Annotated in this window: 22 protein-coding genes; 6 read left to right on the top strand and 16 right to left on the bottom strand. The window is 61.7% G+C overall.

What is annotated here, in order from left to right; genetic code table 11:
* Nucleotides 1-101: 101 nt before the first annotated feature.
* Nucleotides 102-722: a cell wall hydrolase gene (locus tag C1H69_RS05790; protein WP_102652454.1), complete on the top strand. Its 621-nt coding sequence runs from the start codon at nt 102-104 to the stop codon at nt 720-722.
* 25 nt (nt 723-747) lie between these two features.
* Here the strand turns inward: C1H69_RS05790 and C1H69_RS05785 are convergent, their stop codons facing one another.
* Genes C1H69_RS05785 through C1H69_RS05765 form a run of 5 tightly spaced genes read right to left on the bottom strand, consistent with a single transcriptional unit; the run spans nt 748 to nt 5520 of the window.
* Complete coding sequence (locus C1H69_RS05785) at nt 748-1761, bottom strand: proline racemase family protein (RefSeq protein WP_102652453.1); 1014 nt, start codon at nt 1759-1761, stop codon at nt 748-750.
* 30 nt (nt 1762-1791) lie between these two features.
* Entirely contained in the window at nt 1792-2580 is a 789-nt protein-coding gene (locus C1H69_RS05780) for an ABC transporter permease (RefSeq protein WP_102652452.1), read from the bottom strand.
* Nucleotides 2581-2582: 2 nt separating this feature from the next.
* Nucleotides 2583-3419: an ABC transporter permease gene (locus C1H69_RS05775; RefSeq protein ID WP_102652451.1), complete on the bottom strand. Its 837-nt coding sequence runs from the start codon at nt 3417-3419 to the stop codon at nt 2583-2585.
* Nucleotides 3416-4465 (bottom strand): ABC transporter ATP-binding protein, encoded by a 1050-nt coding sequence (locus C1H69_RS05770; protein WP_102652613.1) that lies wholly within the window; start codon nt 4463-4465, stop codon nt 3416-3418. Before C1H69_RS05770 ends, C1H69_RS05775 begins: the two co-directional genes overlap by 4 nt.
* 14 nt (nt 4466-4479) lie before the next feature.
* Nucleotides 4480-5520 (bottom strand): ABC transporter substrate-binding protein, encoded by a 1041-nt coding sequence (locus tag C1H69_RS05765; RefSeq protein ID WP_102652450.1) that lies wholly within the window; start codon nt 5518-5520, stop codon nt 4480-4482.
* Between the two features lie 148 nt (nt 5521-5668).
* Here C1H69_RS05765 and C1H69_RS05760 point away from each other — a divergent pair, with 148 nt between their 5' ends.
* Nucleotides 5669-6670, top strand: coding sequence for a GlxA family transcriptional regulator (locus tag C1H69_RS05760; RefSeq protein ID WP_102652449.1), 1002 nt, complete (start codon nt 5669-5671; stop codon nt 6668-6670).
* 13 nt (nt 6671-6683) lie between these two features.
* Here the strand turns inward: C1H69_RS05760 and C1H69_RS05755 are convergent, their stop codons facing one another.
* Genes C1H69_RS05755 through C1H69_RS05745 form a run of 3 tightly spaced genes read right to left on the bottom strand, consistent with a single transcriptional unit; the run spans nt 6684 to nt 8188 of the window.
* Entirely contained in the window at nt 6684-7322 is a 639-nt protein-coding gene (locus tag C1H69_RS05755; RefSeq protein ID WP_102652448.1) for a LysE family translocator, read from the bottom strand.
* A 29-nt stretch (nt 7323-7351) separates the two neighbouring features.
* A complete protein-coding gene (locus C1H69_RS05750) occupies nt 7352-7669 on the bottom strand; it encodes an antibiotic biosynthesis monooxygenase (RefSeq protein ID WP_102652447.1) in 318 nt (105 codons plus the stop codon).
* Nucleotides 7670-7693: 24 nt separating this feature from the next.
* Complete coding sequence (locus C1H69_RS05745; RefSeq protein ID WP_102652612.1) at nt 7694-8188, bottom strand: Lrp/AsnC family transcriptional regulator; 495 nt, start codon at nt 8186-8188, stop codon at nt 7694-7696.
* 136 nt (nt 8189-8324) lie between these two features.
* Here C1H69_RS05745 and C1H69_RS05740 point away from each other — a divergent pair, with 136 nt between their 5' ends.
* Nucleotides 8325-8954, top strand: a complete 630-nt coding sequence (locus C1H69_RS05740; protein ID WP_102652446.1) for a LysE family translocator — start codon at nt 8325-8327, stop codon at nt 8952-8954.
* A gap of 2 nt (nt 8955-8956) precedes the next feature.
* On the opposite strand, the gene C1H69_RS05735 is transcribed toward C1H69_RS05740, so the two are convergent.
* The 4 genes from C1H69_RS05735 to C1H69_RS05720 all read right to left on the bottom strand — a co-directional run bounded on the left by C1H69_RS05735 (nt 8957) and on the right by C1H69_RS05720 (nt 13009).
* Nucleotides 8957-9583: a LysE family translocator gene (locus tag C1H69_RS05735; RefSeq protein WP_102652445.1), complete on the bottom strand. Its 627-nt coding sequence runs from the start codon at nt 9581-9583 to the stop codon at nt 8957-8959.
* Nucleotides 9584-9650: 67 nt separating this feature from the next.
* Nucleotides 9651-10277, bottom strand: a complete 627-nt coding sequence (locus C1H69_RS05730; protein ID WP_102652444.1) for a LysE family translocator — start codon at nt 10275-10277, stop codon at nt 9651-9653.
* A gap of 66 nt (nt 10278-10343) precedes the next feature.
* Complete coding sequence (locus C1H69_RS05725; protein WP_102652443.1) at nt 10344-11906, bottom strand: ABC-F family ATP-binding cassette domain-containing protein; 1563 nt, start codon at nt 11904-11906, stop codon at nt 10344-10346.
* Nucleotides 11907-12097: 191 nt separating this feature from the next.
* Entirely contained in the window at nt 12098-13009 is a 912-nt protein-coding gene (locus C1H69_RS05720) for a LysR substrate-binding domain-containing protein (RefSeq protein WP_102652442.1), read from the bottom strand.
* 133 nt (nt 13010-13142) lie between these two features.
* On the opposite strand from C1H69_RS05720, the gene C1H69_RS24075 reads away from it, so the two are divergent.
* The 3 genes from C1H69_RS24075 (at nt 13143) to C1H69_RS05710 (ending at nt 14269) form a co-directional block, all read left to right on the top strand.
* Entirely contained in the window at nt 13143-13382 is a 240-nt protein-coding gene (locus tag C1H69_RS24075) for an NAD(P)H-dependent oxidoreductase (protein ID WP_240609825.1), read from the top strand.
* The gene (locus C1H69_RS05715) at nt 13322-13786 is read left to right on the top strand and encodes an FMN-dependent NADH-azoreductase (RefSeq protein WP_240609824.1); all 465 of its coding nucleotides are present in this window, start codon (nt 13322-13324) and stop codon (nt 13784-13786) included. Before C1H69_RS24075 ends, C1H69_RS05715 begins: the two co-directional genes overlap by 61 nt.
* A gap of 201 nt (nt 13787-13987) precedes the next feature.
* On the top strand, nt 13988-14269 hold the full coding sequence (locus tag C1H69_RS05710) for a hypothetical protein (RefSeq protein ID WP_102652441.1): 282 nt from the start codon (nt 13988-13990) through the stop codon (nt 14267-14269).
* Nucleotides 14270-14451: 182 nt separating this feature from the next.
* Here C1H69_RS05710 and solA read toward each other — a convergent pair whose 3' ends face one another.
* Genes solA through C1H69_RS05690 form a run of 4 tightly spaced genes read right to left on the bottom strand, consistent with a single transcriptional unit; the run spans nt 14452 to nt 18551 of the window.
* Nucleotides 14452-15627, bottom strand: a complete 1176-nt coding sequence (solA, locus tag C1H69_RS05705; protein ID WP_102652440.1) for an N-methyl-L-tryptophan oxidase — start codon at nt 15625-15627, stop codon at nt 14452-14454.
* Nucleotides 15628-15658: 31 nt separating this feature from the next.
* A complete protein-coding gene (locus C1H69_RS05700; protein WP_102652439.1) occupies nt 15659-16972 on the bottom strand; it encodes an NAD(P)/FAD-dependent oxidoreductase in 1314 nt (437 codons plus the stop codon).
* 20 nt (nt 16973-16992) lie between these two features.
* Nucleotides 16993-17742, bottom strand: a complete 750-nt coding sequence (locus C1H69_RS05695; protein ID WP_102652438.1) for an amino acid ABC transporter ATP-binding protein — start codon at nt 17740-17742, stop codon at nt 16993-16995.
* Nucleotides 17739-18551, bottom strand: a complete 813-nt coding sequence (locus C1H69_RS05690; protein ID WP_102652437.1) for an amino acid ABC transporter permease — start codon at nt 18549-18551, stop codon at nt 17739-17741. Before C1H69_RS05690 ends, C1H69_RS05695 begins: the two co-directional genes overlap by 4 nt.
* Between the last annotated feature and the right edge of the window lies 1 nt (nt 18552).

Below are 18552 nucleotides of genomic sequence, written 5' to 3'. Positions count from 1 at the left end.
GCCGCGCCGCCAGGGCCTCAGCACAACCCTCTCCTACCGGACAACAGGCGCAGCCGGCACCACCTGGGCAACCAGGCATAACACCTATACGGAACGTGGCCATGCGCAAGGTATGGGTAGTAGCCTGTCTTTCGATGGCGCTTCTCGGTAGCCAATCGGTCACCGCCAATCAGGAGCGGATGGCGGAAGCCGCGACAGGCAAGGCGGAGAGCCTGGAGCAGGCCGTGGTAACCACCGGCGGAGAGGCATCGCCCTCGCCTGCCGAAGTGATCACCGAGGCCGAGGCCCAGGCGGTCGACCCTACGGGAGAGGCACCGCTGGACGAAACGCTGACGTGTCTTGCACGCACCATCTACTGGGAAGCCAAGGGCGTGGCCGACGCCGACATGGAAGCCGTCGCCAACGTCGTGATGAATCGCCTCGGCCACGCGGGCTTTCCCGATACGGTATGCGCAGTGGTGACCCAGGGCTCCGAACACGGCCCCTGTCAGTTTTCCTGGTGGTGCGATGGCAGGCCCGATCACGTGGTGGAGGAGGATGCCTATGCCATCGCCAGGGAAGTCGCCAGAAAAGCGCTCAACCAGCAGCTACCGGATCACACCGATGGCGCGCTGTATTTCCATGACAGGAGCGTGACTCCCCACTGGACATCGGAGTACCTCATGACGGCGGAAACCGATGACTTTTTCTTCTACAAGCCTCACGATGGCAGTGCCCAATAGCCCTTCATTTGGCCGCTCGTTGCCATCAAAGGACATTGAAACCTCCTCCAACCGCATCTTTTCGGTCAATCGTCCAGCGGGCAGTGCCAAGGAATCCCGCCGTCCCTTTCACCGTAGGCCGAACCGCTCGTACCTTACCGAGCGTGGTTTCGCCGACCAGGCATCCTTCGAACGTGCCACTGCCGAGGAGACCTTCCGATTTGATCGGCTGACCAAGGCCCAACTCGCCGCGCGCCTCGAACATGGCCATCATCGCACTCGTCCCTGTACCGCCCGGTGACCGATCAAGCTGACCGGCACTGAAAACGTGGACGTTCTTGTAGAAGGCATCCTTGATGGTCGGCTCGTGCCAGAAGGTAACGAAGTTGAGGTTGTTTATATGCCCCTCCGTTGGATGCTGCACCGTCAGTTTGCGGCGCAGTTCCTCGCGTGCCAGCAAACCCATGCGCGATAACTCACTGCCGTTCTCGGGCGAAATACGAAGCGTCGAACCCCGGAGGTCGATGATCCCGAAATAATTTCCACCCCATACCAAATCCGCCTTGAGCTTGCCGTAGACCGGTAGCTCGATCGAGACGTCCTGCTCAGCCACATAGGCCGGCACGTTCTCGAAGCGTGTCCACAGAACCTTCCCGTCCTCGGAGGCAACTTCCGCTACTACCAGTCCTGCCGTCGTTTCGAAGCGAATGCGGGTGATGCCGCTCTCGACACGCGCAACCAGTCCATGAGCGACCATCGCCATGGCAACGGCGATCGTCCCATGACCACACATGTGAGAATATTCAGTACCGTCGATATAGATCAAGCCAGCATCGAAATCAGTGCTGGAAGGCGGTGTCAGGAAGACACCGAACATATCGGAGTGGCCACGAGGCTCGCGCATCAATGCCTTGCGCAACCAGTCGTAATGAGTCTCGAGAAACTGGCGCTTCTCAAGGATCGTCGAGCCGACGGGATAGGGTATTCCACTATGGATGATGCATAGCGGCTCTCCTTCGGTATGGGTGTAGATGACATCGAACGTGTCCTGGATTTGCATGGTTTTCTCCTGATTGAGGTGGCGCGTTGATCATTCATTTTCGGATAGGAAATCGAGGCCGACCGTAAGGTCTAGCACGATGATGGCGACGACTGCAGCAAGGATGGTCGCCGCGGAGACGGCCGCAATCGTAGGATCGACGGAATATTGGACATAATTGAAGAGCTGGACGGGGATCGTGTTCAGTGAAGCCGTCGTATTGAAGATTGACAGCTCGACATTGATGAACGAGGTAATGAAGGCAAAGATCGCCCCCGAGATGATGCCCGAACGAATCTGCGGCAGGGTCACCAGAAAGAAAGTGGTGAATGCATCGGCGCCGAGATCACGGGAGGCTTCCTCCAGTGTCTGCTGCTCTCTTGATAGAAGAGGCAGCACGGTCCGCAGGACAAATGGTGTCACGATGACGACATGGCCAACGAGGAGTGCACTGAAGTTGCGCACGAGCCCAATCGAGGAGCCAAACTGGAGAAGCGCGGCACCCAGCACGAGATGGGGCAAAACAAGTGGCGACAATAGCAACGACGAGAAAGCCGCCTTGCCGGGAAAATCGTGCCGCGCGATCGCCAGCGCCGCCGGAACGGCGAGCGCAACCGCAACCAGCGTGGCAAGCATTGCGAGGATCGCGCTCGTCACGAAAGAGTCGACATAGGTCGGATCCAGCACGACGACCTCATACCAGCGCAGAGTCAGGCCCTGCGGCGGAAATGCAAGGAACTCGCTCGTCGTCAGCGATGCGCCGATGATCACTATCAGCGGCAACATGAGATAGGCCAGCGTCATGATCGCCAGGACCCGGATAAGAAAGCGAATGGCCATATTCAGCGTGCTCCCAGTCGCGAGACGAGCGAAGCGATCGCGATCATCAGCAATGTGAAGACGAGCAGCGTGATCGCCAACGCGCCACCATAGTGGAAGTTGAAGACCGAGCTGTATTGCTGGAACACCAGGACCGCAAGCACGGTTACCCGGCCACCGGAAAGCAGGGCCGGCGTCACATACGCACTCACGGCAAGCGCGAAGACGATGATCGAGCCGGAGACGACGCCCGGAATGCTCAAAGGGAACGTCACATGCCAGAAGGTGGATGCGGAGCTGGCCCCGAGGTCGGCGGAGGCCTGCTCAAGCGAGTGGTCGACCTTGGCCAGCGCATTGCCAATGGTCAAAACCACGAATGGCAGGAGAATATAGACGAGGCCGATAAGAATGCCGGTCTCGGTGCCAAGGAAGCGAATCGGGCGCTCGATCAAGCCACCGGCTTGCAGCGTCTCGTTGACGAGACCGTTGCGGCCAAGCAGCACCATCCAGCCGAAGGAGCGCACGATATTACTGGTGAACAGCGGTAACACGAGCAGGATCACGCAGATTCTCCGCCATGTTCTCCACTTGACGATACGCACCAGATACCAGGCCAGCGGATAGCCCAGGACGATGCAGATCAAGGTGGTCAAGATACCGAGCCGGAAAGTCACGGCGATGACGGACCAGTGATATTCGTCGAGCAGGATGCGTGCATAGTTGGAAAAGGTCATGCCACCCTGCTGCGCATCCGTCAGGCTGGCGACGAACACCGTCATCAGCGGCACGAGGAAGAAGGCCGTGAAATAGACGAGCGGCAAGGCGACAAGCCCGAGAATGACCGAGCGAGAGGCCGTCATGGCTGGGGCCCTTCCAGTAGGTGCAGGTTCTGTGGATCGATGCCGAGCACGACCTTCTGTCCTTCGCGAAGACCACTCTCGACGAGACCCAGACGGCGAGCGTGAACGAGGTGGCCAAGCGCGCGGACATAGATGTTGGTGACGCCACCGATACTGGCGACCGTCTCGACGTGTCCCTCCATGCTCAGCAGATTGCATGACGTCGAGGCATCGGCCTGGCCCGCAAAGATCTGCGCATGCTCCGGCCGCAGTACCGCCACCGATCGTCCGGAAGCCTCCACCGCAGGGACTATCGTCAGAGCGCCGTTACCGGTTCGCTGCACCGGCAGGAGGCTCGCCTCTCCGATGAACTCAGCGACAAAACGGGTGGCTGGCCGCCGATAGATTTCCGCACCGGTGCCGACCTGTTCGATCCGTCCGGCATTCATTACCGCAATGCGGTCGGACATCGCCATCGCCTCTTCCTGATCGTGGGTAACGAAGACGAAAGCGATGCCGATCTTCTCCTGCAACTGCTTCAGTTCAATTTGCATCCGCTTGCGCAGTTGCAGATCAAGCGCACTGAGGGGTTCGTCGAGAAGCAGCAACTTCGGCCGGTTGACGATGGCACGGGCAAGCGCCACGCGCTGCTGCTGACCGCCAGACATCTGCCGGGGGTAGCGGTCGCCGAATTCCCCAAGCCCGACGAGATCGAGCGCCTCCTGTGCGCGCCGCGAGGCTTCCGCCTTACCCGCCCCGGTCCTGCGGGGGCCGTAGGCGACATTGTCCGCGACCGTCAGATGTGGAAATAGCGCGTAATTCTGGAAGACAGTGTTGAGGGGCCTGCGGTGTGGCGGCAGGCCTGTCACATCCTCGCCAGCGATCGATATCGTTCCCCGGTCGGCCCGCAGGAAACCGGCGATAAGACGAAGTAGTGTCGTCTTTCCACAACCACTCGGCCCCAGCAGAGAGACGAACTCGCCCGACTCGATCGCGAGAGAGATATCGCAAAGAGCCTGATGCTTGCCGAAGTTCTTCGAAATGTCGTCGATTGCGAGCAAGGTCATGTCAGCGCCAGCCATCAACGTACGACTTCGCGATTCCACGTTTCGGTCAGATCCGAGCGACGGGCGTTGACCTCGTTCCAGTCGAAGAGCATGAGATCATCGATCGAACCTGTCTCTCCCCAGGGAAGCTTACGGCTGACCTCCTCCGTCAGATCGACATTGGTCACGGCAGGACCAACATAAAGACGCTCCGCCAAGCAAAGCCCGGCTTCGGCGCCAAGTGCCGTGTCGATGAATTGCAGCGCGGCATCGCCGTTCTGCGTACCTTCCACGATGTGAAGTCGGGCATCCGTCGCCCAGACACCCTCTTCAGGCACGGTAAAGCCAATCGGCAGGCCACTATCGATCAGAGCCCAGGCCCCGACATTGAAATGCGCACCGAGGATCACCTCACCGCTCTGGAATGCGTTGCTCGCCGCGCCGGATGAATCGAAGAACAAGGCAGCATCAAGCTCCCTCAAGCGTTCGATGGTGGCACTCATGTCATCGGGCGTATCGCCCATGATTTGGTTAAGGAAGAAGATGAAAGGGATACCAGCCGAGTTGCTCGGTGAGGGGATAGTGACCGCACCGGCATAATGTTCATCCCACAGCGCATCCCAACTGGCCGGCGCCTCGGAAATCTCGTCGGTATTGTAGGTCATGCCCAGCGAATAGTAGCCATTGCCAACGGCATATACCTTATCGCCGTTGCGATAGGTCGCGGCATCGGCGAGATTCGCCGCGTTGGGTATACTTTCAATGTCGATGTCAGCCAGGACACCGGCCTCCTCGGCAAGCTCACTGATTCCGCCATCCATGTAGGCGACGTCGATCACGGGTGCGCCGGCCTGCTGTTGCAGCTTGGAAAGCGTGGTCGTCGAAGTACCGATATCGGGCACCACCGCTATACCAGTCGCCTCGGTGAAAGGAGTCGCGACGCAGGATTGGAAGGCATCTCCCCAGTTTCCCCCATACCAGGCAACCGTCAACGACTGGGGCTGTGCGGCCGCCAGGGGTGCGAAAACGAAAATGGCAGGCAGGCTAGTGGTAAGCAGAACCGTCGAGTATTTCATGTTATTCTCCCGTTGCTCACTAATGACTATCATTGATCATTGCAGTCAATAACAGTCTTGCAGTCATTCTTGATAAAAACTTGAAGACTGTTGCCACGGATTTGAAGATAAACGACAAAATTCGCGTAAATGCGACCGGGATGAGCAAATGACAAGACCCGAGTCGGTGGAGCCATCTCTGCGGGTCGGCTTCCTCCTTCTGGACAAGTTCACGCTTGCCGCCTTCGGCGGCCTGATCGATTCTCTTCGATTGGCAGCTGATGATGGCGGCCAGAGCCGGCAGATTCATGCAGCTTGGAAAATCATGACACCAGGTGCGCAAGCACGCGCAGCGAGCTGTGGCCTGCGGGTGGAAGGAACGAATGATTTCCTCGACCCCTCTCAATTCGACTATATCGCCGTTTGCGGCGGCAACGACTACCTCAACGACACACCCGCCCCGGCGCTCAACGACTATCTGCGTCGCGCGCATGATCAGCGGGTTCGGCTACTTGGCATCTGCACGGGCACCTTTACCATCGCTCGTGCCGGCTTGGCGGCGAAGCGTACCGTGTGTGTGCACTGGAACGTTCTGGACGCTTTTCAGAAACAGTTTCCCCAGGTTCGCACATCCGTAGACCGGCTTTTCGTGGACGAGGGGGACCTCATCACCTGTGCCGGCTCTACAGCCGCTATCGATCTCGGCCTCTACCTCATATCGCGGCATTGCGGGCGCGACCGCGCCCAGCAGGCAGTGCGCCACATGATGCTGACCGGTATTCGCGCCCCCAGCCTGCCACAGGCACATTTCCGGCAGGACCTGGAGAATGTCGCCGACCCGCGAATACGCAAGGCAGTGCATTTCATGGAACAGCAACTCGACCATCCACCGCCGCTTCCCGCGATAGCGCGCTATGTCGGTGTCAGCAGCCGTCAACTGGAAAGAGCTTTCAAGGCCGAACTCGGCATAACACCGGTGCGCCTCCAAAGAACCATGCGCCTGCAATACGGGCGCTGGATGATCGATAACAAGCTCGAAAGCATCACGCAGATCGCATTGGATTGCGGCTTCGCCGACACGGCCCACTTCTCGCGCGAGTTCAGAGCCCATTTCGGGATTTCGCCGAGCCGCTACCGGATAGATGAGATAGACACCCGCAAGGAACGTTGATCTACGCGCCCCTTCATGTCACATGACGTTGCTCGGTGGCCAACCTGGCCGCCATTCCTGCCAGCACGAAACCCATGACGTATCGCTGCATCGCCAACCACACCGGGTTGCGACTGAACCAGGCGGCGATACCCGCCGCCGATAACGCAATCATGAGGTTGACCGTGAAGCTCACACCGATCTGTGTGAAGCCGAGCACCAGACTCTGGAGAAAGACGGCCCCATGCTCGGGAGAGACAAATTGCGGGAAGATAGCCAGGTAGAAAATGGCGATCTTCGGGTTGAGAAGATTGGTCAGAAAACCCATGAGAAATAGCTTCCTGGGACGGTCCACCTCGAGTCGATGCGCTTCGAAGGACGAGCGGGCACCTGGCCTGACCGCTTGCCAGGCCAGGTAGAGGAGATATAGCGCGCCAACCCATTTGAGAGTTTCGTAGGCCAGGGGAATGGCCATGAACAACGCCGTCAGGCCGATGGCGGCGGCCAGCATATGCACCAGGAAACCGGCCATCACGCCAAGCAGAGAAATCACTCCCGCCCGGCGCCCCTGGCAGATCGAACGGGAGAACAGGTAGATCATGTTCGGCCCTGGCGTCAGCACCACGACCAGTGCCGCCACCCCAAACAACAGCAGGTCATTCATCGGTACCATGAGAGTCTCCGTGAAAGCCGTGTTCATGATCAACCAGTGACGAAGGAGTACTCAATCACAGCATAGTGCTGAACCGTCAACTCAGGCTGCAGTTGGTACTTGCCATCTTCTGGGTATAGCTTGGCCTTGCTGATGTCCACCCCGGCGAAGGCCTCGATGGAAGATAGCGCATCCCAATAGGTGATCAGGGTGATTTCTGCCATGCCCTCCACATCCCGGGTGAAGATCTGTGCTCCCTGGAAACCAGACGTCTCCGAGGTTTCGCGTACTCCCGTCTCGTACAAATAGTCGATGAAGGCATCACGATGCTCCAAAGGGCAGCGACATTTCCATTCACGTGCATGCATATCCAGTTTGCTCTTTAGAATGGTTCAGGAACCGCTCTCACCGGGTAAGTGGTGCAACGGTAAAGGCCCTGAATGCTTGACCGTCTGGATGGCGAAGTTGCTGCGGATATCGCTCACCCAGGGAAGTCTCAGCAACGTTTCGGTCAGGAACATTTCGTACGCCGCCAGATCCGGGACCACGACCTGCAGCAGGAAATCGGCTTCCCCCGATACCAAGTGAGCGGAGATGACCTCGGGAAGTGCCTGAATAGCTTCCCGGAACGCATTCGCCTGCTTCTCATGGTGGCGTTCCACCTTGATGCCGACGAACACAGTGAGACCGAAGCCTGCTTCGTTACGATCAAGATCCGCATGGTAACCGCGAATGACCCCGGCTTGTTCCAGCAGGCGCACTCGGCGCAGGCAGGGCGAAGGCGACAGGCCAACACTTTCGGCAAGCTGCACATTGGTCAAGCGGGCATCCCGTTGCAACGCAGCGAGAATACGGCAATCCAAGGCATCCAGTTTTCTCTTTGGCATAAACTCCACCAAAAGGATAGTTTCATTGACATAATACACCAATTTCCATGAATCCATGAGTCAACTACGCAAGGACATGTTCCCCAAGATGTCAGTAGACTTTACTGGCACAATGCATCTCTGGGAGTCTCCTTTCATGGAACTATGGGTGTTCGTCGGCGCGCTGGCCGCGGTCTATCTGCTGCCTGGCCCGGATATGGTCCTCATCCTGCAAACCGGGGCCACTCGGGGAGGCGCCCAGGCCTTTGCCACGGTGGCAGGCCTGGCCACCGCCCGCGGTCTGCACGTCGTCATGGCGGCCTTCGGCCTTGCCACGATGTTCAAGACAGCCCCCTGGACCTTCGATGCCGTGCGCTTCATCGGAGCCGGCTACCTGACCTGGCTCGGCATCCAGATTCTGCGTTCTGGATCGAGCCTGGCCACCAACGATACGAGACCTCATCCTGGCCCCAAAACCTCCCGACGTTCGGCGTGGCAGCGCGGACTGCTAACCAATCTGCTGAATCCCAAGTCATTGCTGTTCTGTTCCGTGCTGCTGCCCCATTTCGTCGTACCGCAGCAGGGTGCCATCCTGCTGCAATTCGTGATACTCGGCACGCTCGTCGTCGGCACGGGCGTCCTGTTCGACACACTCTATGCCTTGAGCGCTTCACGGCTCGGGAAATGGCTGACCGAAAGCCCAGTGGTACAACGCCTGCAGCGTTGGCTATTCGGCCTGCTGCTGATCGGATTCGGCGGACGCCTGGCTATCCTCCACGGCCCCTGATCTCACGCCGGCCGTCTGGCCATCAGCGTCCAGATCCCGGCTGCCGATAGCACCGACCCACCCGCGAGGTTGAAGTAACGCTGGGCGCGTGGCGCTGCCAGCGCCCGACGGGCGGAGGCGGCGAACAGCGCATACAGGGCGGCGTTCAGTGTCGCCAGGACGACGAAGGTCACGGCCAGCCCCCACAACTGTGGGCCCGCCGCCGCGCGGGGATCGATGAACTGCGGCAGGAAGGCCATGAAGAACACGATGCCCTTGGGGTTGAGCGCCGTGACCAGGTAGGTGTTGGCAAAGAGCTTCCAGCGTGGCGCAGACCCGGCTGGAGCCAGTACCACATCCGCTGTCACGCCGGCTCGCAGCAGCTTGATGCCGAGATACAGCAGATACAAGCCACCGATCCATTTGACCACGGTAAACCACAAGGCCGATGTCGCCAGCAGGGCACCAAGGCCAAGCAGCGACATCGCCAGTGCCGTGGAGTCCCCCAGTGTGACGGCAGCGACCAGAGGCAGATTGGTGCGCCGACCAGAGGCCAGGGAATAGCTGATCACGGTAAGAATCGTCGGCCCGGGGATCGCCAGCATCACGATGGACGCAGCGACGAACGCCAGCCAGAGTTCGATGGACATACAAGACATCTCCTGTGATGGGCGACTTCAGCTACCCGGTTTCAGACGGCCCACTGCCCAGTCCGATTCACACCTGCCTTGAGCTCAACATGCCCAGCCCGGCGCTGGCCAATAAGCCCGCGCAAACGCGATTGAACCACCGTTTGCGCCCCGGCCGGGAGAACCATTGGCGCAGGTTCGAACCGACGAAGGCGTAAGCGGCGATGGCGATCCACTCCAGGGCCAGGAAAAGCACACCGAGTATGGCGAACTGCATGGCGACATTGCCTGCCGGATCGACGAACTGTGGCAGGAAGGCGGTGAAGATCAGGATGGCCTTCGGGTTCCCGGCCGCGACCAGAAATTCCCGCCGGGCCAATAGCAACAGATCTGCTGCGTGCGGCTTCTCGTCTCCATCCAACTCTTCGCCCTCCCTGGCGTTCCATAGCGTGAACGCCAACCAGAAGAGATAAAGCGCGCCCAGCACCTTGATGACCAGAAAAATGCGCTCGGAGGTATACAACACCACGGCGAGTCCGGACGCCGCCAACCCAATCATCAGTACGAAGGCCATCAAGCGCCCCAGGCCAGCCAGGCAGGCGACTCGCAGCCCATGGCACTTGGCATTGGCCACCGACAGCAGGTTATTGGGCCCTGGCGCCATGTTCAGCGCGAAGCAGGCGGGGATGAACAACAGCAGGGTATAAAGCGTCATCGACACGCTCTCCAGAAGGTTGGATGCATCGAGTCTATCAGGCGATGTGTCGACCCACCCAACCCCTCAAAGCCACAGTGTCCGTTCCACCGCGAGCGCCTCGATGAACGACTCGTCGTGGGAGACCACCAGCAGCGTACCGGGATAGTCGGCCAGGGTATTCTCCAGCAACTCTCGGGAATCCAGGTCGAGATGATTGTCGGGCTCGTCGAGCAGCAGCAGGTCAGGCGCCCGTTCGCCGCCCAGCACCGCCAGCAAGGCCACCTTGAGCCGTTCGCCGCCGCTCAGCGCCGCCACCGGCAGCAACGCCCTGTCGCCGCGCAGCCGCAGGCCAGCCAAGCGGGTGCGCCAGTCGGCGGGAGGAAACTCGGGGTGCAGGCGACAGAGGTTCTCCAGGGCGGACCGCTCCGTATCTAGCAGGTCGAAGTCCTGATCCAGATAGGCACAGCGTCCGTGGCGCCGGCACTCGCCGGCCCGGGGGGCCAGACGGCCGGCGATCACCCGCAGCAAGGTCGACTTGCCCGCGCCGTTGGCCCCCGCGATGCGCCAGCGCTCGCCACCATGCAGCGTCAGGGAGATCGGCGAATGCGTTCCCCAGGGCAGTTGCACTCTCTCGAGGTGCAGGCGGACCCCTCCGCGCAGCCCCTCCCGGGTCGCCGACAGCCGCTGCGGTCGCTGGCATTCGCGCCGTATCTTGTCGTCCCGCAGCGTCTCCTCGAGCCGAGCGGCCCGCGCCTCGTGGCGCGCCTGAACCTTCGACGCGCTGCGCTGGGCCCACTGGGCCTTCGCATCCAGCAGCAGTTTGCTCTGGGAGCCGGAGCGGCGCAGCCGCTCACCCTGCCCCTGACGACGCGCCGCTCGTCGCCGGGCGTCCTCGCGTTCCTGTCGTACCCGGCGCAGGGTCTTCTCTTCTCCTTCGATACGGCGCTCCAGGGCGGCTCGCTCGGCCTCGCGCACCTCTCGATAGAGGTCGTAGCCTCCTCCGTATGGACGCAGCTCCGATTCGCCCAGCTCGAGTAGCCGATCGCAGCGCCTCAACAGTGTCCGGTCATGGCTGGCCACCAAGGCGCCGCCTGGATGCTCCGCCAGTCTGGTTGCCAGCCAGTCGCGTCCGGCACCGTCCAGGTGGTTGGTCGGCTCGTCCAGTAGCAGGTAGTGATCCCTCTTCAGGAAAGCGGCGCACAGCGCCAGCCGCGTCCGCTGACCACCGCTGAGCCGTGTCACCGGTGCCTCCAGGTCAATATCGAGCCCCGCCTCGGCGAGCAGTGCCTGCCACCGGGACGGGAGATGCCAGAGGTCGGCGACGCGATCCAGATCCTCCAGCGAGCCCGCACCCCGCTCGATACGGGAGAAGGTCTCATGCAGTGCCGACACACCAAGCGCCTCGGCGACCCGTGGGCCTCTCAACGGCGCCAACTGGTCGACCCGAAGACGCGGGCAGGCCCAGTGAATCTCACCGGCAAGGGCTGCCAGGTCGCCGGCCAGCAGTTTGAGCAGCACCGACTTACCACGGCCATTGGCACCGATCAGACCCGTTACGCCGACGGACAGCGTGGCGTCGAGCCCCTCGAACAGCGGCTCGCCGTCGAAGGCGATGGCGAGGTGGAAAAAACGGCAGATCGCGAACATGGCTTACCTCCCACGTTTGGGGGCAGGCAGCGCGATACCAAGGATCGATGGGAAAAGCGGGACGAACGAGCGGAACCACGCCACCTGCACACGATAGACACCGCCCCGGAGGGCGAGCGAAATCGGTGTGGACAGGAATTACTTCATCGGCGTGCAGGCTCCTGATGGAGATCGAAGGTGGTGCGGCGAGTCTAACTCGATGAAACGGGCGATGCCAGGGGAGACGTCGCGAACGCTTCCCGCAGCCAGGCGGCCACCCGCGTCATTTCAGGCCGCTCCTCTGCCGTCCGGCCACGCAGCAGGTGATAGCGCAGCCCCGGCAGGATCGGGCCGAAAGGCACATGCAGCACACCGCGCTCCAACTCGTCACGTATCTGGGTCAACCCCAACAGGGCCACGCCTTGACCGGCGATGGTGGCCTGGATCGCGTGGCTCTCGTCGGAGAAGGCGAGGCGCGGCCCCAGCACGGCAGGAGAGCATCCCGCCGCCTGGCACCAGGTCTCCCAGGTAGGCAGGCCGAGGCTCGGGCAGTACCAGTCGAATTCGATATGGCGTACTCCCTCGAGCTCCTCGACGCTAACGAGGCCGAGCCGTGGGCTCGCGACCAGGGCGAAGCGGTCGGTGGCCAGTTCCTCCGCCTCATGATCCGGATAGGGCCCGACGCCATAGCGAATCGCCAACGCCGTCCCTCGCGACAGGTCGAGCAGCGCCTCGCTGGCATGGATGCGCAGATCGATATCGGGGTGTGTCGCATGAAAATCGGCCAGGCGCGGTAGCAGCCACTGGCTGGCGAAGGCCGGCGTGCAGGAAAGCGTCACGCTGGCCGGCACCGCCCGCTCCCGCAATGCCTGCAGGGCGTCGGCGAAGGCGTCGAAGCCCTGAGTCAGCACTGGCTGAAGCAATGCCGCCGCGCTCGTCGGCACCACCTTCCGGGTGCGGCGCTCGAACAGCGCGACGCCCAGGCTCGTTTCCAATTCACGCACCTGATGGCTGATCGCCGCGGGCGTGACGCCCAGCTCTTCAGCGGCACGCTTGAAGCTGCAGTGACGCGACGCCGCCTCGAAGGCACGCAGCTGAGAAAGCGGTAGCAGACGTCTTTGCATGACACCCCATGAACAAATTCAACTTGTCTATTGATCAAGGATAGATCGTTTGTCTGGCCAGTGTCACTCAGCGATGCTTCTCTTCACACTTCCCTGCCGGGTGAGTGAATTTTGATCGATACAGGAGAGTGCCATGACGACCCTACTGCATCTCGATGCCAGCGCACGCCTCGGCCGCTCCGGCGTCCAGCCCCACGGCTCCCACTCACGGCGCCTGAGCGCCCATTTCATCGAGCGCTGGCAGCACCTGCGCCCTGGCGACCGCATCGTCCGTCGCGACGTGGGCCAGCATCCGCCGCACGTGAACCCTGGATGCATGATGTCCTGGCCGAGAGCGACGCCCTGGTCGACGAACTGCTGGAGGCCGACCTGATCGTGGCCGGCGTGCCGATGTACAACTTCGGCGTGCCAGCCGGCTTCAAGGCCTGGATCGACAATATCGTTCGCGTTGGCCGCACCTTCGGCTTCGACCGCTCCCGCCCGGGCCTGCCCTACTGGCCGATGCTCAGCGACATGAACAAGCGGCTGGTGGTACTTGGGGCCCGGGGTGATTTCGGCTACGAGCCGGGCGAATGCATGGCGCACAGCAATCATGTCGAACCGCATCTGCGTACCGTGTTCGGCTACCTGGGCATCGAGGAGGTACACGGCATCGCCGTGGAGTACGACGAGTTCGCCGACCAGCGCCTGCGGGACTCCCTGGCCCAGGCCGAGCGGCGCATCGACGCGCTGGTGAAGAACCTGGCGGAGAGCCTCGCCACCACCGTAAATTCGTGATGCCGGACGTGCCGGACTACCCGAGCATTTCCACCTGGACGGTCTCATGAAGTCCATTCAGCCTTTCGATGCCGTCCCGATAGGGGCCCCACCACCACGCGCCCAGGGCAACTGCCGCGACCCATTGCGATAATCAAGAGTGCTGCCCGTCGTGGGGATTTGGTTGCGGTCGAGGAGCCTACCAAGCCCCGGTTGCTTGCTATGCTTGATCTGCTGGGCCTGAAGCCTATAACAGTTGCCTGCGATATGGAGGGGCCGTTGCCGGAAGCACTAGCTGACGCATTGTTGGCTGGCCCGGTCGCATTTGTGCTGCAGCCAACCGCCCAGATTCCCTTTGGCTTCACATTTGGCAAGGCACGATTGGAGGCTCTCGCCGAGGTGTTAGTAAATGCACCCGACGTAAAATTCGTCGAGGATGACTGGATCGGCCCCATCGGCTCGTTTAGCCCTTCCAGTCAAGGTGCGGCATCGAGTTTCGATTGACTAGGTCTCGGATTCCGGATCATAAGATTCACTTACGGAGTTACCTCTTACTGGCAGTCAATCACCACTGTAATAGTCGCTAAGTTATCGGCCAATGTCCTTTCTGGCATGACTCAGAGCACGAGTGATCTCATCTTGCTGACACCGGATGGCACGGAAACGATGAACAGGAGAGATTGGCGTCATACCCGGAAACGGGACAGGGCAAAGGGCGACAGATCGAAATCGCTGGGCTGCGCCAGGAGACGTTCCGCCACCGCCTGACCGATGGCCGCGGAGTGCTTGAAGCCGTGACCCGAGCAGGCCGAGACGACGAATACCCCGGGCATATCAGGATGCGTGTCAAGGATGAAGCCGTGATCGGGCGTGACGGTGTAGAGGCACGCCTTGGCATCGACGACCCGAGACGTAACGCCGGTCATGCGACCGCGCAGGTGGCGTTCGAACATCATTTCCGACTCGTGCGGGGCGACCTGGCGCTCGAGGGCATCGGCGTGTACCGCCGAGTGGTACTGTTCGGTGGCGACCTTGATATCGAGGGCTCCAGGCAGGGGTGGGAAGCCATAGAAGTAGTCGCTGTCGCCGCTGCCGTGCATCCATATGTGGATCGGTGAGGGATGCGGGAAGCGGGCATGCGGGTCGAGTGCGAACCAGTGCAGCACCTGGCGGCGCACCGTCAACAGGTGGGCGAAGGGTGCGCCCAGCAGTTCGCCGCACCAGGCACCGGCGGCCACCGCCACTTGGCGAGCGTCAATGCGCGAGTCGCCGAGCGTCAGGCGCACACCGTATGCGCTGTTCTCCATTGCCTGCACGGCACTGCCGGTGAGTATACGAGCGCCGTAATGATGGGCCTGGCCGAGCTGCACGTCGATGCAGCGCTCAGGGTGCAGGTAGCCGGCGCCGGGTTCGTAATAGGCCGACTGATCGTCGGTCATGCCGGCAAACTGCGGGAAGCGCGATATGACCTCGTCGCGTTCGAGCAACTGGTGAGCGATCCCGAAGCGCTCGGCGGTGGCCATGGTGGTGGCGAAGAAGTCCGTCTTGCCATGGTGCGAGGCGTTGGCGTCGCGCGGGGCGATGATCAGCCCGCCACAGGCGTGGAACAATTCGTGGCCGCTGGCTTCCTCGAGCTCGCGCCAGATGCGCTGCGAAGCCAGCACGAAGGGTACGTAGGCAGCACCTTCGCCGACCGCCTGGCGGGTGATGCGCGTCTCGCCATGGCTGGAGCCACGGTCGTGCGGGGGAAGGAAGCGATCGACGCCGACGACCTCGGTACCGCGCCGGGCCAGTTGATAGAGCGTCGCGCTGCCCATGGCGCCCAGGCCGACGACAGCGATATCGGTGCGTATGGTTTGCATTGGCCTACTCCTTCGTGCGTATGCCCCGTGCTCAGCCGAAGCGACGGTCCAGGGCATCGCGCAGGCGATACCAGCCACTGACCACGGGTAGGAACCATGGGCGCCCGTTATAGAGCAGCGGACGCGGAAAAGACTCGCGATCGAACGACAGGGGACGCGGCTGGCTGTCCAGCAGCTTCTGCGCCATGCGATGACCCAGCCAGGACATGAGTGCTACGCCGTTGCCGTTGCAGCCCACGGCGAAGTGCGCATTGTCCATCTCGCCGACGTGTGCGGTCTTGTCCATGGTCATGCCCACCTTGCCGCTCCAGGCGTGGCTGATGCGATAGTCGGACAGCTCGGGCCAGATTTCCAGCATGCGCCGGCGCAGCTTGACGGCGGCTTCCCGATCGCCGATCTGCCACAACCCGGGGCGTGAACCGAACAGCAGACGAGTGCCGTCCGGCGAGGGACGCGCATAGATGAGGTCGCGCCGGCTGTCGGTGATCATTCGGCCACCGGGAATCAGTGCTTCCAGCAGATCGGCGGGCAACGGTTCGGTGGCAACCTGGTAGCTTTTTACCGGCACCACGTGTCTGGCCAGACGTGGAGTGGCGAGGGTATCGGTGTAACCATTGGTGGCGATGATGACGTCCCGGGCAAGGATGTTACCGCGGGCGGTGACGACCCGTCGGTCGGCGCCGGCCTCGTCTATCGCGGTGACGCGGGCATGCGAGTGCAGCAGCGCGCCTTGACGCCGGGCCAGCTCGCGCAGGGCTCGATGGTACTTGGCGGGGTGCAGTCCGCCATAGTCGTCTACCAGGATGCCGCCGTGATAGAAGTCGGAACCGATGACGCTATGCTGCTTCTCGCGTGAAAGACGGTGCACGTTGACACCGGTGACCCGCTGCAGGATGTCGCCCATCTCGAACAGTTTGGGCAATTGTCCGGGGCAGTGGGCGCCGAAGAAGCGACCGTGGATGGCGAGGTCGGCATCCAGTCGTTCGTCGCGCACCAGTCGCTGAATGAAGGCGAACGAGTCGATGGAGTCTTCGATCATGCGTTCGAAGAGCGCCGAGTCGATGCCCTTGATGGCGCCGCCCACCACCAGCTTCTGGCCGCTGCTGATCATGCCTCCCGTTCGCGTGCTGGCTCCGCTGCCGAGTTCCTCGGCATCGAGCACCACTACCTCGCGACCGTGCCGTGCCAGTTCTATGGCGGCATTGAGACCGGCATAGCCGGAGCCGATGATCACCACCTCGGTGCGTGGCGGTAATGGGTCCAGACAGGTTTCCGGCGGCGCGGCTTCCCACCAATAGGGAGAGGCACGGAAGTCGCTGGTGAGCACTGAGGCGTGTTGGGACATGACATGTCTCGGGCAAGGGGTCATAGCACCTGGCTCAGGAATTCGCGGGTGCGCGGATCCTGCGGCGTGTCGAAAAGCGCCGCCGGCGGCGCGCTCTCGACGATCAGGCCGTGGTCGGTGAAACAGACTCGGTCGGCCACTTCACGGGCAAAGCGCATCTCGTGCGTCACCAGCAGGCAGGTCATGCCTTCCTCGACCAGTTCGCGGATGGTCGTCAGCACGTCCTTGACCGTTTCCGGGTCGAGTGCGGCGGTGACTTCATCGAACAGAATGATCTCCGGTTGCATGGCCAGCGCTCGGGCAATCGCGACGCGCTGTTGCTGGCCGCCGGAAAGCTCGCCGGGGTAGCTCGACTCCTTGCCGGCCAGCCGCACCTTGGCCATCAGTGCGATGGCGCGTTCACGGACCTCGCCAGGATCGTGCTTGAGCACCTGTACCGGAGCCATCATCACGTTCTCCAGCGCGGTGCGGTGGGGGAACAGGTTGTATTGCTGGAACACCATCGCCACCTGGCGACGCAAGGGACGCATGCCGCGTTCGTGGCGGATCTCGTGAACGCGGTGCTTGCCGACGCGCACGAAGCCTTCATCGATGGGAATCAACCCGTTGATACAGCGCAATATGGTCGACTTGCCCGAGCCGGATGGTCCGATGATGCACACCGCCTCGCCCTTGGCGACGTTCAGTGAGATGCCTTTCAAGACTTCGTTGCCGCCGAACGACTTGCGAATACCGTCGAGTTCGATCAGGGATTGGTTGCGTGCCGTCATATGGCGTCCCCCTTGGTCCGGTTCTCCAGACGCCGGGCGAGCAACGCGATGGGATAGCAGTAGAGGAAGAACATCAGCAGTACCGTGAGATAGAAGTAGACCAGGGCGGTTTCGCTCTCCATGGCCAGGGTGGTTCGCAGCAGTGTGACCACCTCCTGTACCCCGGTGACGGTGGCCAGGGCCGTGGCGATCATCAGCAGCGCATAGAGGTTCATCCACCCTGGGATCATGCGCCGCAGGGCCTGTGGCAGGATCACCTGGCGGTAGATCTGCGCCGTGCCGTAGCCCAGCGAGCGTGCCGACTCCCACTGCCCCGAGTGCACCGAGCCCACCGCGCCGCGAATGATTTCGGCAAAGTTGGCGGCGGTGGGCAGGCTGAGGCCGACGACCGCCTTGAAGAACGGAGAGAAAGAGAGCGTCGTGCCAAACAGCTCGACCCGGTGAGGGAGTAGATAGAGCATCGCGAACAGCAGCACGATCCATGGTGAGTTACGCAGGAAATTCATGATCATGAAGGCTCCGCGTCGTAGCCAGGCGTTGCGTGCCAGCAATGCGATACCCATCAGCAGACCGAGCAGTGTGGCGATCGCCATGCTCAGCATTCCCATCAGCACGTTGAAGGCGAAGCCGCCCTGGATGGACCATGCCGGGCCGCTGCCGGTGAGCAGCAGGGGCAGGCGCGAGATGACCCTGGCCCACTCGGCGCTGCCGCCCAGCAAGGCGTCGAAGGCGATCCAGGCGATCGCCGCGCCAAGGATGGCCAGTAGGGCAAGGCGCTTGCGGCGCTGGTAGCGGGTGTCGGTGAGCATG

Origin of the sequence: Billgrantia endophytica, from assembly GCF_002879615.1 — a bacterium.
Lineage (GTDB): Bacteria > Pseudomonadota > Gammaproteobacteria > Pseudomonadales > Halomonadaceae > Halomonas > Halomonas endophytica.
The sequence above is the reverse complement of the archived record's forward strand: the minus strand, read 5'-3'. Positions and strand labels throughout refer to the sequence as shown.